The organism is Mesorhizobium sp. B2-3-11 (assembly GCF_006442215.1).
Lineage (GTDB): Bacteria > Pseudomonadota > Alphaproteobacteria > Rhizobiales > Rhizobiaceae > Mesorhizobium > Mesorhizobium salmacidum.
In genome coordinates this window covers 151,799-177,727 of record NZ_VFVS01000004.1, presented here as the reverse complement: position 1 = coordinate 177,727, position 25,929 = coordinate 151,799, and the positions used below count along the sequence as shown (strand labels likewise).

Below are 25,929 nucleotides of genomic sequence, written 5' to 3'. Positions count from 1 at the left end.
AGGTAACGCCTTTATCTGCCGCTTGCAAGGGTGGCCATTCCCAGCGGCGCCAGGGTTTGGGAATGGAATTCCAGGCGGCCAGTGCCACGAGGGCCTGACATGCCCCACCGGCCGTCGCGTTTGCCGCTCCCGCTTCTGCCTTTTGTTTGTCTTTGCCCTCGGGAAACACACCCCCGCGTCTGGTCGACAAGGCTCAATCTTCACCGAGCAATCGGTCGGTCTGGCGGCGCTCTTTTTTGGTTGGGCGGCTGCTGCCTGCCTCGCGCAGCGCAGGGATAGCATCGGGAAGGGCGTCGGCCTTGGGTGCGAGCGGCGGCGACATGTCTTCATAAAGTGTGCGAGCTTCCTCGGCCGGGCCACGCCGCACACCGGCGCCGAGCACCTTCCAAACGAAGATACGCCGGTCGAGCGTGATGGTCAGCACATCGCCTGGCTTGACCAGATCGGAAGCCTGCGCTGCTTTGTCGCGATTGATGCGCACGCGGCCGGCTACAACCAATTTGGCCGCCAGCGAGCGCGATTTCACCGCGCGCGAGAAGAACAGCCATTTATCGATGCGCTGGCGGTCTTCAGCAACCATCGAAGTGAGCCTACTTCTTTAATTGGTCGCGTAAGGCTGCGAGCTTGGCGAAGGGGGAATCCGGGTCGAAGCGCATCGGGCGCTCCTCGCGCGGCTTGGGCTGGAAGGCGGGCTTTCCGCCCCCCTTGCCGCGATCGGGGCCCTTGCCTTCCGGCCTGCCACCCTTCCAGTCGGGCCGGCCTTCGCCGCGCTCGGGACGCTCGCCTTGCGGCTTGGGCTTGAACTTCGAGCGGTCGAAGCGTGGCTTGCCGGCGCCGTCGCGGCGTCCTTCATGGGCCGGACGGTCCGCGGGAGCGCCTGTTGCCGGTGCACCGGCGGCATCGGCCGTCGCATTGCCTCGGCCGCGCGCCTGTCCGTTCTGCGGGCGGTTGTTGCGGCCGTCGCGATGGCGCGGACGCTGGTCAAAGCGACCTTGGCGCCACAACAGGATCGGCTTTGGCGCTTCGGCTTCCTGCGCGTGTTCGCCGGCAGCGTCCGCAACTGCCACTGGTTCGGTGGCTTCCGTCGGCGCGGAGGCCTCGACGGTCGGCTCCGCCGCTGCGGCGTTCTCTTCTGTGGGCGCGGCGTCAATCTCGGCAGTTTCAGGTTCGGCCTGCGGTTCAACCGGCGCCGGCTCGACCGGTTCAACGGCGGCTTCGGCTACCGGCGCCTGTTCGCCCGCAACTTCGGCCGTGGCTTCCGCCTGTTCTTGCGCGACAGGCTCTGCTGCCGTTTCCGCGATGACCTCGGCCGGAGCTTCGATGGCGGCCTCGGCGGCTGCCGTTGCCGAACCCTCGACCGCTGCCTCCGCGGCCGCATCTACAGCGCCGGCTTCCGTTACTGCGGCTTCCACTGCCGCCTCTTCCGCCGCCTTGGCCTGTTCCGCGCGGGCTGCCTCTTCGGCTGCCTGCTTGGCTGCGGCGGCTTCCCGCGCGGCAGTGTCCTGCGCTTCCAGCCGTGCCTTGACTTCAGCAGCCGGTTTCGGCTCGGCGCGATAGCCTAGGCCCTTGAGGATCTCTTCCATGTCGTCGGCGGTGGCTCCGAGGATCGACATCATCGGCGGCGTCACCATGAAAGACTGGCCGTCATAGGCGCCGTCCGGTCGCTGGCCGAGGCCGGGCTTCCAGTTGGTCGCCGGGCGGATCAGATCGGCCAGCCGCTCGAGAATGTCGATGCGTACGGCGCGGCGGCCGAGATTGCGGTAGCCGGCAAGCTTATAGAACGCCTTGTCGAAGGCCGGATCGATGACCACCGAGGTGCGGCCCGACGCCAGCGCATGGACGACGTCGCCGAAGCCAGGCTTGTCCTTGCCGTCGTTCTTCAGCGCCCACAGTAAGGTCACCAGTCCGGCGGGGGCCGGCTTGATCAGCGCCGGCACGAAGACGTGGTAGGCACCGAAGCGCACGCCGAGCCGGCGAAGTGCCGCGCGACCTTCCTGGTCGAGCGACTTCATCTCCTCGGCGATGTCCCGGCGATTGATGAGGCCGAAATTCTCGACCAGCTGGAAGGCGATGCCGCGGCCGATGCCGGAAATCTGCTCGGCATTCTTCAGGTCGACCAGTGGCTTCAGCAGGGATTCGATCTGGAAATTGACGAAGCGTTCGGCGCGCGCGGCGACCCTGTCGCGCGCTGGGCCCGTCAGCTGTTCGTCTGCCAGCAGCACCAGACGCGGCTTCAGCGCGTCCTCGCCCGAAACCAGCGTGCCGATCGGCGCGCCGATCCAGCGCAGCGTGCCGTCCGAACCGAGCGCGAGATCGCCATTGGCGCAGGCGCCGAAGCGCTCCGCGCGTGCCTCGAATTCGGCGGCCAGCGCCTTTTGCGCGGCCGTGCGCACGGCCTTGGCGTCCTCGCCACCGGCGGTCTGGTCGGCGGTGAAGCGGAACCCTTGCAACTCGCCGACATGATGGCCTTCGACAAGGACGGTTCCGGTAGGGCTGATTTCGGCTTCAGGCATGGTATTTTCTCTAAGGCGCCGCATGAGGACGGAAGTCCTGCGGTCTACGAAGCGTTTCGTCAACCGCTCATGCAGCGCATCCGACAATCTGTCTTCGATTTCGCGCGTCTTTTCCCGCCAGTGTGCCTGATCGGCCAGCCAGCCGGGCCGGTTCGACACGAATGTCCAGGTGCGGATCTGGGCAATGCGGTGCGACAGCGTATCGATGTCGCCCTCGGTGGTGTCGGCGCGGCGCACCTGCTCGGCCATGTAATTTTCGTCGACATGGCCATGCCGGGCGAGGTCCATGTAGATCGAGGCGATGAGATCGGCATGCTGGGCCGGCGCAATCTTGCGATAGTCGGGCAGCGCGCAGGCTTCCCACAGCAGCGCCACACGTTTGGCGTTGGTTGCGAGCGCGCGGATGTCTTCGTCGCGGGAGAGATGTTCGAGCGCTTGTGCATCGACGGCCGGCAGCGCGCGTGTCAGGCCCTCGACTGGGGCGTTGGTTTCGATCGACCGCTTCAGCGCATCGAGGCTGGCGAAATCGAATTGCGCGGTGCGCCATTGCAGCACCTTCACCGGGTCGAAGTCATGGCCCTCGATCTTCTGGACCAGATCCTCGTCGAGCGGATCGACCTGGCCGGTGACGCCAAACGTGCCGTCGCGCAGATGCCGGCCGGCGCGGCCGGCGATCTGGCCGAGTTCGGCCGCCGTCAGATTGCGGTACTGGTAGCCGTCGAATTTGCGGTTCTGGGCAAAGGCGACATGGTCGAGATCGAGGTTAAGCCCCATGCCGATCGCGTCGGTGGCAATGAGGTAGTCGACATCACCCGACTGGAACAGCGCCACCTGGGCATTGCGGGTGCGGGGCGACAGCGCCCCGAGCACGACGGCGGCACCGCCCTGCTGGCGGCGGATCAGCTCGGCGATGGCGTAGACCTCGTCGGCGGAGAAGGCGACGATCGCGGTGCGCCGTGGCAGGCGGGTCAGTTTCTTGGAGCCGGCATAGGCCAGATGCGACAGCCGCGGCCGCGTCACCACCGAGACGCCCTTCAGCAGCCGCTGGAGGATGCCGTGCATGGTGGCCGCGCCGAGCAGCAGCGTTTCCTGGCGGCCGCGCAGATGCAGGATACGGTCGGTGAAGATATGGCCGCGCTCGAGGTCGCCGGCCAGTTGCACCTCGTCGATGGCGACGAAGGCGGCGTCGGTCTCGCGCGGCATGGCTTCGACGGTGCAGACCGAATATTTGGCGCCTTGCGGCTGGATCTTCTCCTCGCCGGTGATCAACGCCACCTTGTGGGCGCCGACCTTCTCGCAGACGCGGGTGTAGACCTCGCGCGCCAGCAGCCTCAGCGGCAGGCCGATGACGCCGGTTTCGTGCGCCACCATGCGCTCGATGGCGAGATGGGTCTTGCCGGTGTTGGTGGGGCCAAGCACTGCGGTCACGTCGCGGCCCGACAGGATCAGCGGCTCGGTGTGTTTCTGCTGGATGTTCATCGGCTCGGAAATAAGGCTTTCTGGCCTCTCGTGGTCGGGAGCGTGCCTGGACGGCGCGTATGACAGCCGACACATAGGGATTTCGGGCGCGAAGCGAAAGCGGAATGTTCCAACCGGTTTCCGAAGACGTCCGCGTCAGCCCGCAAATCAGCCCCTGCTTAACAGTTGGAACGAGTCTGGAACGAATCAGCGACGAATCGGTGACTCCGTCAGGTTCAGCTTTTGTTCACGGCTAGATATGGATTTTGGGACCTCGAGTCTCACCACATGCTGAATCACCGGATTGGCCCGTTTTATGCTAGGCGGACTTTGCCATTAATCTTTGCCTGTGAAGGATGCGGGAGGATCGGTATGCCCCGCTCAAAGTTGTGAAATCGTTAATCTTTCTGAACTCGACATTAAGGAATAGCAGGCGATCGCGGCCATTAATGTTAACATTGCGCCCAAAGCCGGAACGAATCGGCGACAAATCAGCGTCAGCGGTTTTTTCTCCTTTTGTTCCCCCAATATCTTGTGTTGTGAACAGCTTATCCACCGAGAATCCACAGGCTTGACCACAGGGTTTCGCACAGACGCGCTGCCGCCATTAACCTTTGCGTGCCGGAACAGGACATGTCGGGTTGGGAGGGTCCGATAATGTCGTGGTCATGCGCACAGCAATGCTCGCCGCCGGTTCAGGATGCATCCGCCCCGGTTGCATAGCGCTGCAGGACCGGACCGACATCCCTGATGATTTCTTCGTGCGATAAGGCTACGACGGGCGGCCGCCGCAGCAGATATCGGCACGTCGCCAGACCCAGCAACTGGCTGGCGACGAGGCCGGCGCGCCGGCCGGCGTCGGAGGGGTCGCCGAACGGTGCCACAACCAGCCGGACCTGAGTGGCGAATACGTCGCGCACCTTCTCCGCGGCGAATTCATTGGACGCAGCCGAGCGCAGCAGAATGACCATGCCGGTGGCGCTGGGAGAATTCTCCCAAATGCGAAGAAAACGCCGGATGATTGCGTCGCCGATGGAGGCCCGGTCGGTCACCTGCGTTGCGGGCAGTTGCAGGTCGAACAGCGCCGCCCTGGCGAACAGCTCATCCTTGCTGCGGAAGTAGCCCGGCGAAGGTGCTCGACCTGAGTTGGAGTACACGTTTTCGCGTTCATCATCGCATCGCCAAGTCCTGTCGCCATCGGTCGTTGTTCGTCATGGGCGATGCTGCCCATGTGCACAGCCCCGCCGGCGGTCAAGGCATGAACACCGGTCTGATCGATGCCGTGGTGCTGGGAGAAGTACTCGGCGACGTGATCAACGGCATCCGCGGCGAAAGCGAACTCGAGCTTTACGAGACGCTTCGCCGTCCAGCGGCGCAGGAAGTGATTGACCTCGCGGGCAGGCTGACCGGCATGGCACTCACGCGCACCCCGTTCCGGCGCTTCCTGCGCAACCTCGTCCTCGGCTTCGTCAATATCAACCCGATCGCCAAGCGCAAGATTTCACTGAAGCTGTCAGGTCTCAGCCGGGCCGATATGGCCAAGCTGCCGGCACCGTCACAATCGGGTGTACGCAAGCAGTCCATGAAAAGCGGGCTTAAGCTGGTCGCATGAATCGACAGCGTCCGCTTCCGTGTCCGTAATGGGCGAGCATCAAAAATGAAAGCGCCGGCGGAACTGCCGGCACTTTCAGATTTGGCTACACGGTTTGATCAGACGAAGTACTGGCCACCGTTGGCGGTGAGGGTCGAGCCGGTGATGAAGCCGGCGTCTTCGGAAGCGAGGAAGACGACGCAGCGCGCGATCTCTTCCGGTTCGCCAAGGCGGCCGACCGGGATTTGCGGGATGATGCGTTCGTTGAGCACCTTTTCGTCGATTGCCTTGACCATCTCGGTGGCGATGTAGCCAGGGCAGATGACGTTGACGGTGATGCCCGCGCGGGCGCCTTCCTGGGCGAGCGCCTTCGAGAAGCCGATGTCGCCGGCCTTGGCAGCGGAGTAATTGACCTGACCGGCCTGGCCCTTCTGGCCGTTGATCGAGGAGATGGTGATGACGCGGCCGAACTTGCGGTCGCGCATGCCGCTCCACAGCGGATGGGTCATGTTGAAGACACCGGACAGATTGGTGTCGATGACCTCTTTCCACTGCTCGCGGGTGATCTTGTGGAACATGGCGTCGCGGGTGATGCCGGCATTGTTGACCAGTACCGAGACAGGGCCGAGGTCGGCCTCGACTTGTTTGATCCCGGCCGCGCAAGCGTCATAGTCGGCGACCGACCATCTGTAGACCGGGATGCCGGTCCGCGCCTTGAACTTCGCCGCCGCCTCGTCATTGCCGGCGTAGTTCGCGGCAACCGAATAGCCGGCGTTCTTCAAAGCGATCGAGATCGCCGCGCCGATGCCGCGCGATCCACCTGTGACGATTGCAACCTTGGTCATGCATTTTCCCCTTTTTGAAATCGCCCTGTTGTCGGGCTTGGCAGGCACTGGATCTACTACAGGCACCACATGTGAAACGGGCGGCTTGCGCCGCCCGTTTCAAAGTCTATCAGAAAGCCTCCACACACATGGCGACGCCCATGCCACCGCCGATGCATAGGGTGGCCAGCCCCTTCTTGGCGCCGCGTCGGCGCATTTCGAAGACCAGCGTGTTGAAGATGCGGGCGCCCGAGGCGCCGATCGGGTGGCCGATGGCGATGGCACCGCCGTTGACGTTGACGATCGAGGGATCCCAGCCCATGTCCTTGTTGACGGCGCAGGCCTGTGCGGCGAACGCCTCGTTGGCCTCGACAAGGTCGAGATCCCCTGCCGACCAACCGGCCCGTTCCAAAGCCTTGCGTGAAGCGGGAATGGGTCCGGTGCCCATGATCGCCGGATCGACGCCGGCGGTCGCCCAGGAGGCGATGCGCGCCAGCGGGGTGATGCCGCGCCTGGCCGCTTCCGCTTCGCTCATCAGCAGCGCACCGGCGGCACCGTCATTGATGCCGGAAGCGTTGGCCGCGGTCACGGTGCCATCCTTGTTGAAGGCTGGCTTCAGCTTGGTCATGGCATCGATCGTGGCGCCGTGACGGATGTACTCGTCCTGATCGACAACCGTGTCACCCTTCTTGCCCCTGATGGTGAAGGCGACGATCTCGTCCTTGAACTTGCCGGCCTTCTGCGCGGCCTCGGCCTTGTTCTGCGAGGCCAGCGCGAACTGGTCCTGGTCATCGCGGGTGATCTGGAACTGGCGGGCAACGTTCTCGGCGGTGTTGCCCATGTGGTAGCCGTTGAAGGCGTCCCACAGCCCGTCCTTGATCATGGTGTCGATCATCTTGTAGTCGCCCATCTTGACGCCGGCGCGCAGGTGCTCGGCGTGCGGCGACAGCGACATCGATTCCTGGCCGCCGGCGATGATCACCTTGGCGTCACCGGTGGCGATCTGCTGCATGCCGAGCGCGATGGCGCGCAGGCCCGAACCGCAAACCTGGTTGAGGCCCCAGGCGGTGGTCTCCTTGGGCAGGCCGGCCAGGATCGAGGCCTGGCGGGCCGGGTTCTGGCCTTGCGCCGCGGTCAGCACCTGGCCGAGGATGACCTCGTCGACCTCGCCCGCCTCGACACCGGCACGCGCCAAAAGTTCCTTGACGACGACGGCGCCGAGTTCATGCGCGGGCGTGGCGGCGAAGGCACCGTTGAAGGAGCCTACGGCCGTGCGCGCGGCGCTGGCAATGACGATGGAAGCGGACATTTTCTTCTCCAGACTTCAAGGGTTGTTGTGCCGTTGAGGACTTTTCTTGCCCTTTCCCAATCCCAAGTCAAACCGGAAATCGGCATGGCGCCCATGCGCCGCAAGCAGGCCAAGTCTCGCCGCTCCGGTGGCCCAGCCGCTGCTGCGCAGCATATTTAGCCTGCCATGCAGCATTATATGATCCCGCAGTGCACAAACTGCTTGGAATTGTAAGGCTTTTGCGCATATCCTCAAAAAGGGCGCAATCGTTACCGGCTGCTTACTCAGGCGTGCCGGTGTCCGGGGAGGATGCAGATGGCCGCAAAAGACGACCCGATCATTATCAAGAAATACGCCAACCGCCGCCTCTATAATACGGGGACGAGTACCTATGTGACGCTCGAGGATTTGGCCGAAATGGTCAAGAAGGGCGAGGAATTCACCGTCCAGGACGCCAAGACCGGTGACGACATCACCCATCCGGTGCTGACCCAGATCATTTTCGAGCTGGAGAACAAGGACGGGCAGAACATGCTGCCGATCCCGTTCCTGCGCCAGCTGATCGCCTTCTACGGCGACCAGATGCAGATGATCGTGCCGAGTTTCCTCGAACAGTCGATGATCGCCTTCTCAAAGGAACAGGAGCGGTTCCGCGAGCAGATGAAGGGCGCCATCGGCAAGTCGCCGCTGGACGTGATGAAGATGGCGACGCCGATCAAGGCGCTGGAAGAACAGACGCGCCGCAACATGGAAATGTTCCAGAATGCGATGCGGCTGTTCACGCCATTTCCGCCTCCGGGCTCGGCGCCCGCCGCGGCGCCCGCCGAACCGGCCAGGAAAGAAACGCCGGAAAAGCCGGACGATCTGCAACAGCTGAAGGACCAGATCGCGGCCATGCAGCGCAAGCTCGACACGATGTCGTAAGCGCATAGCGCTCACGACATTTATGGCAGCAATCCTTCATAGCGGCCGCGCGGCCGGATGATGCTGCCGCTCACGATCTGTTCGACCATGTGCGCGGCCCAGCCGACGCTGCGTCCAAGCGCGAACAGGTGGAACGGTGCATCGCGCGGCAAGCCAAGGCCGCGCGTCAGCACGGCCAGGGCAAAATCTATGTTCGGTTGAGCGCCGGTCGCGGCAATGGCGGCGGTTTCCAGCGACCGCAACGTCTCGTCGGTGTTGTCGAGGCCCGCCAGAAGCGCTGCGGCCCGGGGATCGCCCTCGGGATAGAGCGGGTGGCCGAATCCTGGCAGTGGCCGGTCGTGGCCAAGCCAGCGCCGGATCGCGGCCTCGGCGCCATGCCGCGCCGCGTCTTCGGCGAGTTGCATCACGGCTTCGCCAGCGCCGCCGTGGCGGGGACCGGACAGTGTCGCCAGGCCCGCCAGCAGACACGCGGCGGGCGAAGCTCCGGTCGAGGCCGCGACGCGGGCCGCGAAAGTCGATGCGTTGAGTTCGTGATCGGCGAGCAGGACAAGGACGCGACGGATCGCTTCCGCGCCATCATCGTCCACCGACCAGCCCCGTGCCAATCGCTGGTGCACCGGTTCTGGTCCCGCCATGGCACCGAGGGCGCTGGCCAGAACGCCGATCGCGTGCGCGGCGTCAGCGCACAGCGAGGCAGCACTTCGTCCAAGCGAAGGCCGCGCCTGGCCGGCTAGCAAGGCGAGTTGCGCAAAGGCCGGGGCGCGACCGATCTGGGGCGGTGCATCTGGCGACGGCGCTTCGAAACTGATCGGGCCGGGCAGAGCCCAGAGCAGTCCGGCGGTTTCTTCCAGCGTGGTACGGTCGGACAGCGCAACCGCGTCCCGGCCCCGATAGATGAGGTGGCCGTGCCAGACTGTCGAGATCGCGGTGACGATCGACGGCTCGCCCCAGGCGATCGCGCTTTCGGCAATGGCCGCAGGGCTGCGCCCGCGCGCCCTTCGCGTCGCCAGCGCCGCGATGTCGTCGGCGCGGTACTGGCTGCGGCGCGGATCGGCTCGATCCGGGCGCATGCCGATGCGGCCGCGGCTGACATAGGCATAGAGCGTCTGCGGCCTCACCCCAAGCCTTTCCAGCGCTTCTTCCCGCGACAGCCATTCCGACATATCGGCCCTGATATTGATTCAGTTGATCAAGATTGATGCTTATGTTGCCCAGCCTTATTTCCCATCGAGAAAAGCTTCAAGGAGACAAGGCTATGGCGAATGGGCTCGATGATGTGGTGGCGGCCGAAACAGTGCTGTCCGATGTGGATGGTCTGGGTGGCCGCCTGACGATCCGCGGCCACTCGCTTGGGGAATTGGCAGGGCGATGGAGTTACGCCCAGGTCGTGCGCCTGCTGCTGGACGGGTTCTTCGACGATCTGCCTGGCGACGCCGAACTGTCGGCAAGGTTGGGTGAGGCTCGCGTCGAGGTGTTCGACCGGCTCGCGGCTTCGCTGCCCTTGCTGGCACCGCTCGATATCTACAGCGCCATGCGCGCCGGCATGGCCTTGCTGCCGGATGGCGAGACGCTGACGGACGCCTTGCGGCTGATCGCGGGGCCCGCGGTGCTGACGCCGGCCCTGCTGCGCCTGCGGCGCGGCGAGCAGCCGATCGCACCCGACGGCAAGGCGGATCATGCCGCCGACATGTTAGGGATGCTCAAGGGTTCCGTCCCGTCGCCGGCATTGGCAAAGGCGCTCGACACCTATCTGGTCACCGTCTGCGACCATGGCCTCAATGCCTCGACCTTCGCCACCCGCGTCGTTGCTTCGACCTTGGCGGGCCTGACATCGTCGGTGCTGGCCGGCCTTGGCGCGCTCAAGGGCCCGCTGCATGGCGGCGCGCCTGGTCCTGTCATTGAGATGCTCGACGCCGTCGCCGCGCATGGCGACGCTGCCGGCTGGCTGCGCGACAAGATCGCGCATGGCGAGCGCATCATGGGCTTCGGCCATCGCATCTACCGCGTGCGCGATCCGCGTGCCGATGTGCTGAAAGCAGTGGTGCGCAAGCTTGGCGGCGAGGGCGACACCGGCCGCCGGCTGGCTTTCGCCGAGGGGGTCGAGCAAACCGCGCTCGACGTGCTTCGGATCGCCAAGCCGCAGCGCTCGCTGCAGACCAATGTCGAATTCTACACCGCGCTGGTGCTGGAAGCGGCGGGATTTCCGCCCGGTGCCTTCAGCAATGTCTTTGCCGCCGGGCGCGTTGCCGGCTGGGTCGCGCACGCGCGCGAGCAGCAGACGACCGGACGGCTGATCCGTCCGCAGTCCCGCTATGTCGGGCCGGTGCCGGACCTCGTCGCCTAGATTCTCTGTTTGTTTCGAGAGCTACGGCCTCTCCGCATTGCAGCGGAGGGGCTTTTCGCATGACCGAAACTTCATGTGATCACGCGACCGTGTTCGTGTTCTTGCCTTGGTCCGTCCTTATATGCTGCACTGCAACATAGGCCGGCGACAGCTGCTTCCCTCCAATGACGTTGGGGCAGGCCGGCGCATCAGGATGACAGGAACGCCATGACGAAGAACGGCAAGGCGGAGGAAAAGAAAAAGATCAACATCGCTCTCCAGGGTGGCGGCTCGCATGGCGCCTTTTCCTGGGGCGTGCTCGATCGGCTGCTGGAGGATGGCAGGCTGGAGATATCGGCGGTGTCCGGTACCAGTGCCGGCGCGATGAACGCGGTGGCGCTGGCTGACGGTTTCGTCAGGGGCGGGGTCGAGGGCGCGCGCGAGAAGCTGGACGATTTCTGGCACGCGGTGGCGGCGAAGGGACGGTTCAGCCCGGTGCAACGCATGCCGTGGGATGTCGCCTGGGGCAACTGGTCGATCGAGAACACGCCGGGCTATGTCTTCTTCGACACCATGTCGCGGGTATTCTCGCCCTATGTCGCCAACCCGCTTGGCCTCAATCCGCTGCGCGACGTCGTCGCGCGGGAGATCGATTTCGGGAATGTCCATGCCTGCAAGTCAATGGAACTGTTCATTTCCGCCACCAATGTCGAGACAGGGCAGTTGCGGGTGTTTTCCGATGGCGAGATCGACCTCGACACGGTGATGGCGTCGGCCTGCCTGCCGCAATTGTTTCGTGCTGTCGAGATCAAGGGCGTGCCCTATTGGGATGGCGGCTATGGCGGCAATCCGGCGCTCTATCCGTTCTTCAAGACGGCCGCGACCGAGGACGTGCTTCTGGTGCAGATCAACCCGGTGGTGCGCGAGGGAACGCCAAGAAGCGCCAACGAGATCCAGAACCGCATCGACGAGATCACCTTCAATGCCGGCCTGCTGCGCGAATTCCGCTCGATCGCCTTCGTCAAGGAACTGATCGCCGCAGGCCGTCTGCCGCATGGCGAATATCGGGACATCCGCATGCATCGCATCGATGCCGACGAGGCGTTCAAGGATCTGTCGGCATCGTCCAAGGTCAATGCCGAATGGGCCTTCCTGACCTATCTGCGCGACCTCGGCCGCACCGCCGCCAGCGACTGGCTGGAAGAGAATTACGAAGCGGTCGGCAAGCGGGCTACGCTCGATCTCTCGGGCGAACTCGATGACGGGTTCAAGCCGGTACGCGGTCCCGCACCCGGCCGTCGGGTGAAGGAATTTCTCGCCGTGCGCAAGAACCCGGAGACCGAGCGCCGTCGGGCCTGAATCTGACGGCACAAGCTTCGAGGGGCAGCGTTTGCCGGCAATCGCGGGGCGTAATCCACGGAGCTTCAGAGAGGTCGTGGCGTGGCAGCAACCTTGGCGTGCGGAAGGAGCCCTCATCATCCTGACGTCTGCTGCCACTGACGGTCAGTGGCACCGCCCCAGGGGCGCTCGTTACCTAACCGGCAGCGCTCGATACAGAATTGCGATTGGGACGAATACCCCCGGTGTTCCCGCCCCTGCCTCGCGCCGCGCCCGATATCGCACGTGTCAGGGCACGACGATTCAGGACGTTATCGCGCCGGCTCATTGGCGTTTCAGCATCTGGTTTGACTTCGGTGCATTGGGATCGGCAAGCCTGATCCGAAGGGGCTGCCGTGCCTTTTCCTGAGCGATTCCAGGCTTTTGGCTGAGTATCGTGGCGCCGCAGCCATTGTCCCTCGCCGATCGCACTGACGCGGATCGTCGGTTTGTGCCCGAGCTCCAATCAGCGACGTGATGCGGATCGCGACTGCATTCCGGAGACGGCCCATGACGAGCGGGGCTAGTCGCCCCGTAGCCGGCGTGTCAGGGCCTGCGTGAGCCGGCGGGCCGCTTCGTCAAGTAGACTGGCAAGTCACGAAGAACCGTTTCATGGCTGCCACACCTTGTCCGGCTATGCAATGCTGCTGCAACTTTCGGACTATATTGCGATGCAACTTTGATGTAGAAGCGCGCTCGCCGATCACGGCAATTTGAACACGGTCAGGCGCGCACCCATATCGGCGACGCGCCCGCGTCATAAGACGCGGTGCTGGCCGAACCCGCAGTGGAAAAATGACGATGCCTAAAATCAGGTTTCACAAGCTTGCAGCCATTGTTGTGCTCATCGGTTTCGCCGCGTGGATGGCGACAGGCGAGTTCTCGTCGGTCGGCAGCGGAGCGGCCAACAAGGCCAAGGCAGCCGAGGTCGAGCAGGGCAAGGCGCCGGACGCGAGCAAGCCGAAGACGGCGGAAGCCGAACCGAAGGCCCCGCTGCGCACCGTCGCGGTGGTGACGCCGCCTCGCAAGACCTATGCGCGCGCCATCCGCATTTCCGGGCTGACCGAAGCCGACAAGCGCGCGGTGCTGGCAACCCGCGTTGCCGGCGTCATCGACAAGCTGCCGGTCAAGCAAGGCGATCACGTCAAGACCGGCGACCTGGTGCTGATGCTCGCCGCCGAGGAAAAGATCTCGATGGCCGCCAACGCCAAGCAGCTTGTTGCGCAGCGCAAGGCCGAGCTCGACGCCGCCGAGCGGCTGGCCAAGACAGGCAACTTGCCGAAGCTGCAGCTCGACACCGCCCGCTCCAATCTGACCCAGGCGCAATCCCTGCTGGACACCGCGCAGGCCGAGCTCGACCGCAACGAGGTAAAGGCGCCGTTTGACGGCGTCATCGACCGGGTGCCGGTGGAACTCGGCAGCTCCGTCATGCAGGGGGGTGAGGTGGCGACCATCCTCAAGCTCGATCCGGTGATCGCGCGCGGCGAGATCAGCGAGCGCGATCTCGGCTACCTCAAGATCGGTGATAAGGCCAGCGTTAGGCTGGTCAGCGGCCAGACCGTCGAAGGCACCGTGCGCTATATCAGCCGTGACGCCTCGTCGGCGACCCGCACCTTCCGTGTCGAGATCGCCATCCCCAATGCCGATGGCTCCGTGCCGGCCGGCATGACGGCGGAAATCCAGCTCAGCGCGTTGCCGACCGACGCCGTCTTGCTGCCGCGCTCGGTGGTGACGCTCGGCGACAAGGGCGATCTCGGCATCCGCGCCGTCGGCAAGAACAACAAGGTGGCATTCTTCCCGATCGACTTGGTCGACGATACGCCGACCGGTCTCGTGCTCGGCGGCATCCCGGCCGACGCGCGCATCATCGTCGCCGGCCAAGAACTGGTGAAGGAAGGCGATGAGGTCAAGCCGATCGAGGCCGACCAGGCGACCATCAACAAGCTGATCGGCGAAGCCACCGCCGGGACGCAGTAGCGCGAGGCGCCGGCGCCGGGCATTGCCCGGCGACAGCATGTCCGTTCGCCACTCCCGAAAGCAACAGCAGGCATAAGTCATGGATATCGTCAGACTCGCAATCAACAATGCCCGCCTGACCATCTCGGTCCTGGTCTTCCTGCTGATTGCAGGCTGGGTCGCCTATCAGTCGACACCGAAGGAAGCGGAACCCGACGTTCCGATTCCGATGATGTATGTCAGCCTCATCTATCAAGGCATTTCGCCTGAAGATTCCGAGCGCCTTCTGCTGCGGCCGATGGAAAGCAAGCTGAAGAGCCTGAAGGGCCTCAAGGAGATGCGCTCGGCCGCTTTCCAGGGCGGCGGCTATGTGCTGGTCGAGTTCCAGCCGCAGACGAACCTGGCGACGGCACTGCAGGATACGCGCTCCAAGGTTCAGGACGGCAAGGCCGACCTGCCGCAGGCGGCCGAGGAGCCCGTCGTCACCGAGGTCAACATTTCCGAATTTCCGGTGCTCGTCGTCACGCTGTCGGGCGAATTGCCCGAACGCGTGCTGGCGGCCGCGGCGCGCGAACTGCGTGACCGCATCGAGGAAGTGCCCGGCGTTCTGGAAGGTTCCCTGCAGGGCTCCCGCGACGATCTGGTCGAAGTCGTCATCGATCCGATGAAACTGTCTTCCTATGGCTTGCAGCTCGATCAGCTGATCGGCGCAGTCGGTGCGTCCAACAGCCTGGTCGCCGCCGGCAACATCGAGGGCTCCCAGGGTAAATACGCAGTCAAGGTGCCGTCGCTGATCGAAAAGCCCGAGGATGTGGCGGCACTTCCCGTGGTTGCCGGTCCCAATGCCGTGGTTCAGGCCAAGGACATCGCGACGATCCGCTCGACCTTCGCCGATGCCACGACGATCACGCGCCTCAACGGCAAGCCAGCCATCGCCATCGAGGTCAAGAAGCGCATCGGCGCCAATCTGATCGACACGCTCACCAAGGTCAGGGAGGTGTCCGACACCTTCGTCAAGACCATGCCCGAAGGGATGCACGTCACCTACACGCAGGACAAGTCGGTCTTCGTCAACCAGTTGCTCGGCGATCTGCAGAACCACGTGATGATCGCCGTCATCCTGGTGTTCATCGTCATCCTCTACGCGCTGTCCGGGCGTGCCTCGCTGCTCATCGGGCTGGCCATTCCGTCATCATTCCTGATCGGCATCCTGCTGCTGGCCATGATGGGCTACACGATCAACATGATCGTGTTGTTCAGCCTGATCCTGGCCGTCGGCATGCTGGTCGACGATGCCATCATCGTCACCGAGTTCGCCGAGCGACGGATGAGCGAGGGCATGCCGAAGCAGGAAGCCTTCGCGCTTGCCGCCAAGCGCATGGCCGGTCCGGTCATCGCGGCAACGATGACGCGAATCGCCGCCTTTTCGCCGCTGCTGTTCTGGCCGGGGATCATCGGCGATTTCATGAAGTACATGCCGATCACGCTGATCGTCACGCTGTCGGCCTCGATGCTCTATGCGCTGGTCTTCGCGCCGACGCTGGGGGCGATCTTCGCCAAGGCGCCGCAGCATCACGAGGATGGCAATCGCGATGGCTGGTATATGGCTGTCGTCAAGCAGGCAGTACGCTTCCCCATCACCGTGATGATGCTGACCGTCGTCTTGCTGGCCGGCATCTTCGTTGGTTATTCGAAGTACGGAGCCGGCGTCGAGTTCTTCCCGAGCGTCGAACCCGACTACGGTCTGCTCTATGTGCATGCCCGCGGCAACCTTTCGCTGGCCGAAATGGATACCGCGACCAAGATCGCCGAAAACCGGCTGCTCGGCTGGCCGGGCGTGAAGTCGGTCTATACCCGCGTCGGCAAGTCCGAGGGCGGCGGCCAGGATGTTCCAGAAGACGTCGTCGGCGTCATCCAGTACGAATTCATCGATTGGCGCGAGCGTAAATCGGCCAACGATATCCTGAACGACCTGCGTGGTGTCATGGCCGGCATTCCCGGCGTCGATGTCGAGGTGCGCGTGCCGGAAGCCGGCCCCCCGACCGGCAAGCCGATCCAGATCAGGCTTTCGGCCATCGACCCCAAGGGATTGGACGAGAAGGCGCGCCAAGTCGCGGCACGCATCGCCAAGGTGCCCGGCGTCATCGACATTTCCGATGGCTTGCCGCCGCCCGGCGTCGACTGGGCACTTGAGGTCGACCGAGCCAAGGCTGCCCAGTATGGCATCAGCCCGACCTCGGTCGGGACGGTGGTGCAGCTCGTCACCAACGGCCTGAAGCTTTCGGAATACCGGCCTGCCGGTGCTGACAAGGCGGTCGACATCCGGCTGCGCTTGCCGGAGGACCGGCGCACGCTGTCGACGCTCGACGAGCTTAGGGTGCAGACCTCGCAAGGATCGGTGCCGATCTCGAACTTCGTGGTGCGCAAGGCGAAGCCGAGCGTCGGCATCCTCAACCGCATCGACGGCGCCCGCACCGTGGTGGTGCAGGCCAACGTCGCCGCCGGCGCCCAGGTCGCCGCCGTGCAGCAGGAGGTCACCCAGGCGGTCACCGACATGAATCTCGGCAGCGGCATACGCTGGAAGCTTGCCGGCTCGAACGAGGACAGCGCGGAGGCCAGCGCCTTCCTCAGCAAAGCCTTCGGTGCCGCTATCTTCCTGATCTTCCTGGTGCTGCTGGCGCAGTTCAACAAGTTCACCAGCGTCTGGCTGGTGCTGTCCTGCGTGGTCATGGCGACGATCGGCGTGTTCCTCGGACTGCTGATCACGGGCGAGACGTTCGGCATCGTCATGTCGGGCATCGGCGTCATCGCGCTGGCCGGCGTGGTGGTCAACAACAACATCGTGCTGATCGACACCTACGACCGGCTGCGTGAAGAGGGCTGGGACAAGATGGACGCGGTGCTGCAGACCTGCCGCGAGCGTGCCCGCCCGGTCGTGCTGACGGCGGTATCAGCCATTCTCGGCGTGCTGCCGATCGCCTTCGGGCTTGGGCTCGAAATCTTCCATCACGAGACGACGATCAACGCGCCGTCGACGCAATGGTGGATTTCGCTGTCCTCGGCGATCGTCTTCGGCCTGTCCTTCGCCACCATCCTGACGCTGGTGGTGACGCCGTCGATGCTGATGGTGTTCACGCGCGCCAAGGTCAAGCCCGGTGCGCGGCGCGGCTGGTTCAGCCGCCTGTTCCGGCGCGGCAAGGGCGAGATCTCGTCCCAAGGGCCTTTGGCGGATGTCGGCGCCGAACCGGCAGTCAGCTTCCCGAAGGCCGCGGAATAGAGCGTTTCGCAAGCCAAGCAACAAAGGCCGTCCGGGAACAACCGGGCGGCCTTTTGCATTGTTCCCTCGAATGCAACCAGACGGCGAGGGCTCAAAATGACGATCAGCACACTTCTCGTTATCATCCTGATCCTGATCCTGATCGGCGCGGTGCCGGCATGGCCGCATTCGCGCTCCTGGGGTTACGGACCATCGGGCATTGTCGGCGTCATCCTGGTCGTGGTGCTGATCCTGCTTGTGCTGGGAAGGATCTGACCGGCAACGATTCAACGCCGAGTCCTGCAAGCAAGCTCGCGATCAGGCGGCCTGGCGCCGTGCGGGCGCGACGGCGATGCCGATATCCTGCAAGGCTTTGGTCACCGCCTGACCGAGCGGCGTATGCGGGATTTCGCCGATGATCCCCTCCAGCCGCGTCGAGGCCAGCCGGTGCGGCTCGAAACGCAGATATGACATCGAGACGATCTCACGCCACATCGCCACGAACGGGCTGCCGGCGCGCAGCACCCACCAAGGCATGGAAGTCATCTTGAGTTGATGGCCGACGGCGTTCTCGGCGGCCGCCTTGATCTCGAGATCGGTGACGGCATGGCCCGGAAAGTTCAGCGCCTCATGGAAGCCGAGCTTGTCGAGATTGCGGGCCAGCGCGACGAAACCGACGGCGAAGTCCGGCAAATAAGCCCATTCATGCATGAGGTCGGCCGGACCGGGCGCGGTGTAGATGCCCTTGTTGATCTTGGCGGCGACGACCAGGTCAAACCAGGAGCCGCTGCCGGTGCCGCCGAAGAAATCGCCGGCCCGCAGAACAATGGTGCGCACCCGACCGGCCGCGGCCTCACGGCGGAACAAATCCTCCATGGCGCAGCGAATGCGGCCTTTTTCCGTGGTCGGATGGAAGGGCGTGTCTTCCGTAATCACCGTCGGCATGGGCGAGCCGTAATTGTAGACGGTGCCGGGGAAGAGGTGCAGCGCGCCGTTGGCATGGCAGGCGGCCATGACATTTTCGGCCATCGGCAGGCACTTGCCCCAGTCGGTGTAGATCGGGTTGAGGCCGTTGAAGATGATGTCGACGCCCTCGGTGGCCTCGATCAGCGATTGGCGATCCAGCGCATCGCCGGCAACCGCCGTGACGCCCTCAAGTTCGGCCGGCACCTTGCCGATACGGGTGACGGCGCGGACGTCGAAGCCGGCGTCGATGAAGGCCTTGGCAACCACGCGACCGAGCCGGCCATTGGCGCCGAGAATTGCGATCTTGGTCATTCTTCGTCTCCTTGTTCGTTTTGAAGTGCGAGGTTCGTTTTTGAAGTGCGGAGGATTGTTCTGAATGCAGGGTTTGCCGTGAAGCGACGGGACAAGCCCGCCGCTTTCCGGATCTTCCGAGGACCGTCGTTCAGCGGCTTCCGAAGAGGTCGCGGTTGCTACCCGGCACGACAGGCTTCTGATTGGTCGCCGCGGATTTGCTGATCGAAGTCGTGGTCGTATTGTCGGTGCCGGCGACAGCCGGTTGGTTGGCATTGCCCGAGCCAAACTTGTCGCTGCCGGCAAAAGCGGTGCTGGCGGCGATGAGGAGGGCGGCGGCGGTGAGTGCGATCTTGGTCATTGGATTACTCCTGGCTGGTTGTTGCAGTCCGTATCGGGATTTGCAGGGTGAATATGATTGCTTCATCAATGAATTGAAATTGACTATGAATGCAGGTTTGATATTCATTGTTGAATGGATGACATCGACTGGAACCTGATCAAGAGCTTTGTCACCGTGGCGGAAACCGGCAGCCTGTCGGCCGCGGCGCGAAAGCTGTCGGCAAGCCAGCCGACGCTTGGACGTCACATCGGGGAGTTGGAACAGGCGCTCGGCGTCACGCTTTTCCGGCGCGGGCGAAACGGCTACGCGCTGACGGAAGCGGGAGCCACGCTATTCGAACGCGGCAAGGTGGTGGCGAACAGGCTAGTGCCTTCTCACGGCTCGCGCTGGGCTCGGTCGAGGCGATCGAAGGCACGGTGCGGATTGCTGCCAGTGAAGTGGTGGCCGCCTATGTGCTGCCCGACATGATGGCGCGGCTCGGCATCGAGGAACCCGGCATCGAGGTCGAGATCGTTGCGTCGAACCAGGTCGAGAACTTGTTGCGCCGGGATGCCGACATTGCCATCCGCATGGTCAAGCCGGCGCAGACCGAACTGGTGGCGCGCAAGGTCTGCGATATCCCGCTCTGCGCCTGCGCGGCCATCTCCTATCTCGATGGGCGCGGCCGTCCCATGAGGCCGGCCGATCTCGTCCATCACGCCCTGATCGGCTTCGATCGCAGCGACGAGATGATCCGAGCCTTTTCCCAGTATGGCACCCCGGTCACCCGAAGCAGTTTCCGCTTCAGGGCCGACAATCAGACCGTGCTCTGGGAAGCGGTGCGGGCAGGAAACGGCATTGGTCTTGGCCAGGAGCCGCTGGCAGACCGCGATCCGCTGGTGGAAAAGGTGTTGCCCGGACTGCCATTGCCTGCTCTCCCGATATGGCTGGCCATGCATCGCGACGTGCGCGGCAGCGTGCGCATCCGCCGTGTGGCTGACTTTCTCCATGAGGAGTTGAAGCGCTATTCGGCAGGTGCCGCGTCAGGAGCGAATTCGGCGCGGTGAGCCAATCCAGCCATCAGCAAGACGACGATCAGCAGAACCGCCATGGCGATGAAGATCGGGCCGAAGCTGGAATGCTCGGCGACGAAGCCGATCGCCGACGGCGCCACCAGAATGCCGGAATAACCCATGGTGGTGACGACGCTCATGCCAGTGCCCGACGACATGCCTTCCTGGTTGCCGCCGGCCGAAAAGATGATCGGCACCATGTTGGCGATGCCGAAGCCGCACAGCGCAAAGGCTGATATGGCGAGCCAGGGCGAGGGCGACAGGCCGGCGATCAGCATGCCGGCGGCCGCGACGATGGCTGAGCCGCGCAGTGTCATCACCGCGCCGAAGCGGTTGCGGACGCCATCGCCGAAAAAGCGCATGATCGCCATGACGCCGGAGAAGGCCGCATAGGCAAGGCCGGCGATGGCGAGGTCGGCGCCGAGTTCCTGCCGCAGATAGAGCGCCGCCCAATCGAGCACCGCGCCCTCGGAAATCATCGTCAGCAGGGCCATCAGGCCGATCAGGTAGACCAATGGATTTGCCGGCAGAGCGAATTTATGATGCTCGGCCGCCTGCGGCCTGTTTTCGGCCACGATATGGGGGACCGCCGCCGCGATTGCCGCGAAGGCAAGCGCGGTCACCACCGAAGCATGGGCGAGGTGGCCATAATTCTGGATGGCAAAGCCGCCAAGGGCGCCGCCGGCGAAACCGCCGAGGCTCCAGAAGCCGTGCGACGAGGACATGATGGCGCGCCCCAGCCGCCGTTCCACCACCACCGCATTGGCATTCATGGCTACATCCATGCCGCCGATCGAGCCGCCGAAGATGAACATGGCGACGGCCGCCAGCGGCACGTCGGGTGCCAGCGCCACGACCAGCAGGCCGAGGCTGCCGCAGAGACCGAACCAGCGCAGCACGGTGCGCGAGCCATGTTTGGAGATCAGGTGGCCGCACCATGTCATGGCGGTGACCGCGCCGGCCCCGAACAAAAGGATCAGCAGGCCGAGCGTGAATTTCGAGATGTCCAGCCGCGTCAGGAATACCGGAATCTGTGGCGCCCAGCTGCCGGTCAGGAAGCCGTTGGCGAGGAAAATGGCCGCGACTGCCCATCGGCCGCGAATGGCAGTCTGCATGGCGTTCGGCGCGTTCATGAGGCGAATCCGGTCAGAAAATGGCTTTGCCCGGCAAATTAGATCGATTCAATTATCAGTCAAGCGCTCTTTCGGGAAAGCATTTGGGCCAAACGGACTCAGTGATCCTTGGGACGCCTGGCTTCGAATTCCGCCTTCTTGGCGTCCGAAGCCTCTGTCTGGCTGAGCGCCTGCCACTGCGCATAGGGCATGCCGTAGACGATCTCGCGCGACTGGTCTTTCGAGAGATCGACACCCTCGGCATTGGCCGCCTCGCGATACCAGTTCGACAGGCAGTTGCGACAGAAACCTGCGAGGTTCATCAGGTCGATATTCTGCACGTCGCCGCGTTCGCGCAAATGCTCGACCAGCCGGCGAAAGGCAGCGGCTTCGAAGTCGCGCTTCTTTTCGTCGCTGAGTTCGGTCATCGAAACCTCCGTCATAGCGGCCCGGTACGCGAGCCGAACATCTTTACCGCATGTATATCGGGACGGCGGTCGATGGCGTCAACGATCGGCGCCAGCCGTTCGGCCCAGGCGATGGCGCCCTTCTGGTCCGCTATCAGGTCCTGGCGGATTTCGATCAGCGCGTGGGCATAGCCATTGACGATGGCGTGCTTGAACATGGTGTCGCCGTGCAGAGCGCCGTCATACGGTTCGTTGTTGCCGACGACGAGGTTTTTGTCTTCAGCCAGCATGTCGATCAGCAGCCGCGCCACCCGGTCGTCCTTGTCCCAGAGGATGCCGACGTGCCAGGGCCGCTGCTTGCCTTGCATGGCAGGCGTGAAGGAGTGCACCGAGAAGATGAAGGGCGCCTTGCCGACGGCTTGCGCGACCGATGCAATCATGGCGCCGATCGCATCGTGATAGGGACGGTAGAAGCGATCAAGCCGCCTTTCGCGTTCCTCCGGCGCCAGGGGATAATTTCCCGGAATCATGGTGCCGTCGTAGAGCTGGCGAATGAGGGTTGGATCGTCTTCGCCGCGGTTGGGATCGATCAGCAGCCGTGAGAAATTGGCGAGCACCGCAGGCGCATCCAGCAGGGCCGCCAGTTCGCGCGTCACGGCTTCGACGCCGATGTCGTAAGCGATATGGCGGTCGAATTCGACCGACGGCAGCCCCAGGCTGCCATACTCCTCCGGCAGGTCGCGGCGGGCATGATCGGCCAGGAGCACGATGCCCCGCTTGCGGTCGCCCTCGACGATATCGAATGGCGCGAAAACTGTGGATCGGGTCATTGGCGGGAAATGGGCTGTTCGCTGGCTTCCGGGGAGGGTGCTATCGTCATTCCACGAAGACGACGTGTGCGCAATGCCGTTGTTTGGCCAAGGTTTCCGCTGAAATCTGGCAAGGGGCGACGGATGGTGCGCCGGGAGCCTTCCTAAATCGATTGGATTGGTTGAAACGGTGCGTTGACATGCGCCCGGACTTTTCCGAAAAGGGGCGCAGAGAGATGCTGATGTGGTTCTTGAGGGGTTTTGGAATGGGTTCCGCCGGCAGGCAGCGCATGCGCTCCGGCTTCGCCATGCCGCTCCTGATCCTGACCGTCGGCGTGTCGGCAATGGTCATGGCCTCGCCGGCGCGCGCCGATTTCCGCGTCTGCAACGCCACACAGAACCTGGTCGGCGTCGGCATCGGCTATCGTGCCAAAGCCGGCTGGATCACCGAGGGCTGGTGGCATATCGAAGGATCGAGCTGCAAGACGTTGATCGAAGGGCCGCTGTCATCAAGGTTTTATTATCTTTATGCAGAAGACGCGGAGCGCGGTGGACGCTGGGACGGCCCGATCAACATGTGCGTGGCTGAAAAAGAGTTCAAGATCGCCGGCGTAAGCGACTGCGTCGCCCGAGGCTTCCAGCGCGCCGGATTCCAGGAATATGACACGGGCGAGCAGGCAAGCTGGATGGTCCAGCTCACCGATGAGCCCGCAACGGGAGGCGCCCCAGCCGCCCCGGGAACGAATAGTCAATGAGACGTAGCCGCAAGGTCAAGATCCTAGCCACAATCGGTCCGGCCTCCTCGTCCGAGGAGATGCTGCAGAAGCTGTTTGAAGCTGGTGCGGATGTCTTCCGCATCAATATGAGCCATACCGATCATGAGCTGATGCGCACGCTGGTCGCACGCATCCGCGCCGTCGAGGAAAAAGTCGGCCGGCCGATCGGCATCCTGGCCGACCTGCAAGGTCCGAAGCTGCGCGTCGGCAAGTTCGCCAACGGCAAGGAAGTGCTGACGCTGGGCCAGACGTTCACGCTTGACGACAATCCCGAGCCCGGCACCTCGACCAGGGTCTACCTGCCGCATCCTGAAATCCTGAGTTCGGTCGAGGCTGGCCATCGCCTCCTGATCGACGACGGCAAGCTCGAGCTGAAGGCGGTGAAGAGCGATGGCAAGTCCATCGTCTGCACCGTCATTGCCGGCACTGCCATTTCCGACAAGAAGGGCGTCAGCCTGCCCGACACCGACCTGCCGGTCGGCGCGCTGACCGAGAAGGACCGCAAGGACCTCGACGCGGTGCTCGCCACGGGCGTCGACTGGGTCGCGCTGTCCTTCGTGCAGCGGCCGGAAGACTTGGCCGAAGCGCGCAAGATCGCGCGCGGCCGCGCGCTTATCATGGCCAAGATCGAAAAGCCGCAGGCCGTCACCCGCCTGGCCGAGATCATCGAATTGTCTGACGCTCTGATGGTCGCCCGCGGCGATCTCGGCGTCGAGATGCCGCTGGAAGCCGTGCCAGGCATCCAGAAGCAGATCACGCGCGCCGCGCGCCGCGCCGGCAAGCCTGTGGTGGTCGCCACGCAGATGCTGGAATCGATGATCACCGCCCCTGTGCCGACCCGCGCCGAGGTCTCCGACGTTTCGATCGCCGTCTTCGAAGGCGCCGACGCCGTCATGCTGTCGGCGGAATCGGCGGCGGGCGCTTATCCGGTCGAGGCGGTTGCCATGATGAACCGCATCGCCACCAAAGTCGAAACAGATCCGACTTATGCCGGCATCATCAACGCACAGCGTTCGGAGCCGGAAGCGACCGGCGCCGACGCCATTTCGCTGGCCGCCCGCGAAATCGCCGAAACGCTGAAACTGTCGGCGATCGTCACCTACACGGCATCAGGCACCACCGGCCTGCGCGCCGCGCGCGAGCGCCCGCAAGTACCGATCATCGCGCTGTCGCCGATCCTCAACACGGCGCGGCGGCTGTCGCTTTTGTGGGGCACGCATTGCGTCGTGTCGCCGGACGCCACTGATCTCGACGACATGGTCAACCGCGCCTGCCGCATTGCGCTGGAAGAAGACTTTGGCAAGCCGGGCGACCGGGTGATCATCACCGCAGGCGTGCCGCTGCGGACCCCGGGATCGACCAACATGCTGCGCATCGCCTATGTCGGATCGGAAACCGGCCGGTAATCGGCCGCCAGCCTGGTCGCGATCCTGAGCGCTCTTGCCGCGGCTTCCGCGTGGTTTCTTCGCTGGAGAAACCGGCCTGCGCGAGGGATAGGGTCGTACGGATACTGATCGGGCCCAGTACATGCCGCTCAGCTCCTGATGGCATCTTGCGATGACCATTTTCGGATGGCATGCATCAGGTCGGCGCGAGCTCCGCTCCAGGTCCCTTGATGTCGGCGCATTTGCCCACGCCATAGACGTCGCCGGCAACCCGTGTCTCCACCTTCCTGGCAATCGCCTCCAGATCGATGTCCCTGCCGGCGACCCTCTCGACGGCGCCGATGACGAGGTCGGGGGCGATCCAGTCCGGCTTGTGACCGAGATTATGCACCCAGACGAGCTCGGCACCTGAGATGTCGCGCACCAGGCCAACGGAATGGATATGCGCGTAGACGACCTTGTCGCGATCGCCGGAGATGACCACGGCCGGCGCCGTGATTTCTTTGTAACGCGGCGCGGCGCCAAGCGCATAGCGATAGAGCCCGGCAACGTCGGTGGCATTGGCGCGGAAGGCCGATGGCCGCAGCACCAGCGGGATCGCGGCTGACGCGAGATAACTGTCCGGCACCTTGTTGGGCGAGAAGACGCAGGTCGTGGTATCAGCCATCCGCAACGTTCCCGCAGGATAGCTCAGGGTCTCGGAGAACAGCCGGCCGATCACCGGAATGATGGTCAGGTCGTAGTACCAGGACGTCGCGCCGCCCGGCCAGGGATGAGTTGTCGGTGCCAGGAAGACGAGGCCGAGCGTCTTGTCCGCATGCTCGCGGCCGAAAGCCGCCGTCACCACGCCGCCGAAGGAATGGCCGACAATGATTGCCTTCCTGATGCCGAGACGGTCCATCAGTGCGGCAATGGTTGCGGCTTGCGCCGATGGATCCTCATTGTTGCCTGGGCCGCGTCCCGACCAGCCAAAGCCCGGCCGGTCGAAGAACAGCATTTCGGCACGGCCTTCGAGCAGTGGCCTCAGCGGCAGCATCTGATCCCTGAGATTGGCGCTGGCGCCATGGATGAAGACGATCGGAGGCAGATCCGCATCGGCTGGGGCGGGAATGTGGACATAGTGGATGAGGGCGCCGTCGATGTCGGCGAATTCGCCGGCCGGCGGACTGCGGTGCTCGATCAGCCATGAGCCGACGCGGGTCACGCCGACAAGGGCAAGGACTAGCGCCATCAGGAAGGCGAGCGCGGCATAGATCAGGTTCATGCGGGGATATGGGA

22 protein-coding genes and 1 pseudogene are annotated in these 25,929 nt (G+C 64.0%); 10 read left to right on the top strand and 13 right to left on the bottom strand.

The features are described 5' to 3' along the window. Nucleotides 1-193: 193 nt before the first annotated feature. The 4 genes from FJ960_RS08155 to FJ960_RS08140 form a co-directional block, all read right to left on the bottom strand. Complete coding sequence (locus FJ960_RS08155) at nucleotides 194-580, bottom strand: RNA-binding S4 domain-containing protein (protein WP_140713031.1); 387 nt, start codon at nucleotides 578-580, stop codon at nucleotides 194-196. A 10-nt stretch (nucleotides 581-590) separates the two neighbouring features. Then, nucleotides 591-3,992, bottom strand: coding sequence for a helicase-related protein (locus tag FJ960_RS08150; RefSeq protein WP_140713029.1), 3,402 nt, complete (start codon nucleotides 3,990-3,992; stop codon nucleotides 591-593). 298 nt (nucleotides 3,993-4,290) lie between these two features. Continuing rightward, nucleotides 4,291-4,527, bottom strand: a complete 237-nt coding sequence (locus FJ960_RS08145; RefSeq protein WP_140713027.1) for a hypothetical protein — start codon at nucleotides 4,525-4,527, stop codon at nucleotides 4,291-4,293. 139 nt (nucleotides 4,528-4,666) lie between these two features. Continuing rightward, a complete protein-coding gene (locus tag FJ960_RS08140) occupies nucleotides 4,667-5,128 on the bottom strand; it encodes a TetR/AcrR family transcriptional regulator (RefSeq protein ID WP_181174178.1) in 462 nt (153 codons plus the stop codon). On the opposite strand from FJ960_RS08140, the gene FJ960_RS08135 reads away from it, so the two are divergent. Then, nucleotides 5,104-5,583 (top strand): NAD(P)/FAD-dependent oxidoreductase, encoded by a 480-nt coding sequence (locus FJ960_RS08135; protein ID WP_181169922.1) that lies wholly within the window; start codon nucleotides 5,104-5,106, stop codon nucleotides 5,581-5,583. The two genes, FJ960_RS08140 and FJ960_RS08135, sit on opposite strands and share 25 nt — an antisense overlap. Nucleotides 5,584-5,681: 98 nt before the next feature. On the opposite strand, the gene phbB is transcribed toward FJ960_RS08135, so the two are convergent. Both phbB and FJ960_RS08125 read right to left on the bottom strand, forming a co-directional pair. Then, complete coding sequence (phbB, locus tag FJ960_RS08130; protein ID WP_140713023.1) at nucleotides 5,682-6,407, bottom strand: acetoacetyl-CoA reductase; 726 nt, start codon at nucleotides 6,405-6,407, stop codon at nucleotides 5,682-5,684. 109 nt (nucleotides 6,408-6,516) lie between these two features. Then, nucleotides 6,517-7,695, bottom strand: coding sequence for an acetyl-CoA C-acetyltransferase (locus tag FJ960_RS08125; RefSeq protein WP_140713021.1), 1,179 nt, complete (start codon nucleotides 7,693-7,695; stop codon nucleotides 6,517-6,519). A gap of 294 nt (nucleotides 7,696-7,989) precedes the next feature. Here FJ960_RS08125 and phaR point away from each other — a divergent pair, with 294 nt between their 5' ends. Further along, the gene (gene phaR / locus FJ960_RS08120) at nucleotides 7,990-8,598 is read left to right on the top strand and encodes a polyhydroxyalkanoate synthesis repressor PhaR (RefSeq protein WP_027141834.1); all 609 of its coding nucleotides are present in this window, start codon (nucleotides 7,990-7,992) and stop codon (nucleotides 8,596-8,598) included. A 20-nt stretch (nucleotides 8,599-8,618) separates the two neighbouring features. Here the strand turns inward: phaR and FJ960_RS08115 are convergent, their stop codons facing one another. Beyond that, nucleotides 8,619-9,761 (bottom strand): citrate/2-methylcitrate synthase, encoded by a 1,143-nt coding sequence (locus tag FJ960_RS08115; RefSeq protein WP_140713019.1) that lies wholly within the window; start codon nucleotides 9,759-9,761, stop codon nucleotides 8,619-8,621. A gap of 92 nt (nucleotides 9,762-9,853) precedes the next feature. Between FJ960_RS08115 and FJ960_RS08110 the strand changes: the two genes are divergently transcribed. The 5 genes from FJ960_RS08110 to FJ960_RS08090 all read left to right on the top strand — a co-directional run bounded on the left by FJ960_RS08110 (nucleotide 9,854) and on the right by FJ960_RS08090 (nucleotide 17,786). Beyond that, the gene (locus FJ960_RS08110; protein WP_140713017.1) at nucleotides 9,854-10,942 is read left to right on the top strand and encodes a citrate synthase/methylcitrate synthase; all 1,089 of its coding nucleotides are present in this window, start codon (nucleotides 9,854-9,856) and stop codon (nucleotides 10,940-10,942) included. Between the two features lie 207 nt (nucleotides 10,943-11,149). Next, nucleotides 11,150-12,280 (top strand): patatin-like phospholipase family protein, encoded by a 1,131-nt coding sequence (locus tag FJ960_RS08105; protein ID WP_140713015.1) that lies wholly within the window; start codon nucleotides 11,150-11,152, stop codon nucleotides 12,278-12,280. Between the two features lie 819 nt (nucleotides 12,281-13,099). Beyond that, nucleotides 13,100-14,275 carry an efflux RND transporter periplasmic adaptor subunit gene (locus FJ960_RS08100; RefSeq protein WP_140713013.1) on the top strand — a complete coding sequence of 392 codons (1,176 nt, stop codon included), beginning with the start codon at nucleotides 13,100-13,102 and terminating at the stop codon, nucleotides 14,273-14,275. A 79-nt stretch (nucleotides 14,276-14,354) separates the two neighbouring features. Next, nucleotides 14,355-17,531, top strand: coding sequence for an efflux RND transporter permease subunit (locus FJ960_RS08095; protein ID WP_140713011.1), 3,177 nt, complete (start codon nucleotides 14,355-14,357; stop codon nucleotides 17,529-17,531). 96 nt (nucleotides 17,532-17,627) lie between these two features. Further along, nucleotides 17,628-17,786 (top strand): DUF3309 family protein, encoded by a 159-nt coding sequence (locus FJ960_RS08090; RefSeq protein WP_015315312.1) that lies wholly within the window; start codon nucleotides 17,628-17,630, stop codon nucleotides 17,784-17,786. A 42-nt stretch (nucleotides 17,787-17,828) separates the two neighbouring features. On the opposite strand, the gene FJ960_RS08085 is transcribed toward FJ960_RS08090, so the two are convergent. Then, a complete protein-coding gene (locus tag FJ960_RS08085) occupies nucleotides 17,829-18,788 on the bottom strand; it encodes an SDR family oxidoreductase (RefSeq protein WP_140713009.1) in 960 nt (319 codons plus the stop codon). A gap of 130 nt (nucleotides 18,789-18,918) precedes the next feature. Further along, nucleotides 18,919-19,128, bottom strand: a complete 210-nt coding sequence (locus FJ960_RS08080) for a DUF680 domain-containing protein (protein ID WP_140713007.1) — start codon at nucleotides 19,126-19,128, stop codon at nucleotides 18,919-18,921. Between the two features lie 114 nt (nucleotides 19,129-19,242). Here FJ960_RS08080 and FJ960_RS08075 point away from each other — a divergent pair. Beyond that, nucleotides 19,243-20,156: pseudogene (locus FJ960_RS08075) on the top strand (LysR family transcriptional regulator). Here the strand turns inward: FJ960_RS08075 and FJ960_RS08070 are convergent. The 3 genes from FJ960_RS08070 to FJ960_RS08060 all read right to left on the bottom strand — a co-directional run bounded on the left by FJ960_RS08070 (nucleotide 20,114) and on the right by FJ960_RS08060 (nucleotide 22,511). Beyond that, nucleotides 20,114-21,295: an MFS transporter gene (locus tag FJ960_RS08070; protein ID WP_140713005.1), complete on the bottom strand. Its 1,182-nt coding sequence runs from the start codon at nucleotides 21,293-21,295 to the stop codon at nucleotides 20,114-20,116. The pseudogene FJ960_RS08075 and the gene FJ960_RS08070 overlap by 43 nt on opposite strands. A 98-nt stretch (nucleotides 21,296-21,393) precedes the next feature. Beyond that, nucleotides 21,394-21,702: a DUF1244 domain-containing protein gene (locus FJ960_RS08065; RefSeq protein ID WP_140713003.1), complete on the bottom strand. Its 309-nt coding sequence runs from the start codon at nucleotides 21,700-21,702 to the stop codon at nucleotides 21,394-21,396. Nucleotides 21,703-21,713: 11 nt separating this feature from the next. Then, entirely contained in the window at nucleotides 21,714-22,511 is a 798-nt protein-coding gene (locus tag FJ960_RS08060) for an N-formylglutamate amidohydrolase (RefSeq protein WP_140713001.1), read from the bottom strand. A gap of 287 nt (nucleotides 22,512-22,798) precedes the next feature. Between FJ960_RS08060 and FJ960_RS08055 the strand changes: the two genes are divergently transcribed. Together FJ960_RS08055 and pyk are read left to right on the top strand one after the other, a co-directional pair. Then, nucleotides 22,799-23,245 (top strand): DUF1036 domain-containing protein, encoded by a 447-nt coding sequence (locus tag FJ960_RS08055; RefSeq protein WP_245262044.1) that lies wholly within the window; start codon nucleotides 22,799-22,801, stop codon nucleotides 23,243-23,245. Beyond that, nucleotides 23,242-24,672: a pyruvate kinase gene (gene pyk, locus FJ960_RS08050; protein WP_140712999.1), complete on the top strand. Its 1,431-nt coding sequence runs from the start codon at nucleotides 23,242-23,244 to the stop codon at nucleotides 24,670-24,672. Before FJ960_RS08055 ends, pyk begins: the two co-directional genes overlap by 4 nt. A 175-nt stretch (nucleotides 24,673-24,847) precedes the next feature. On the opposite strand, the gene FJ960_RS08045 is transcribed toward pyk, so the two are convergent. Then, nucleotides 24,848-25,915, bottom strand: coding sequence for an alpha/beta hydrolase (locus tag FJ960_RS08045; protein WP_140712997.1), 1,068 nt, complete (start codon nucleotides 25,913-25,915; stop codon nucleotides 24,848-24,850). Nucleotides 25,916-25,929 lie beyond the last annotated feature (14 nt).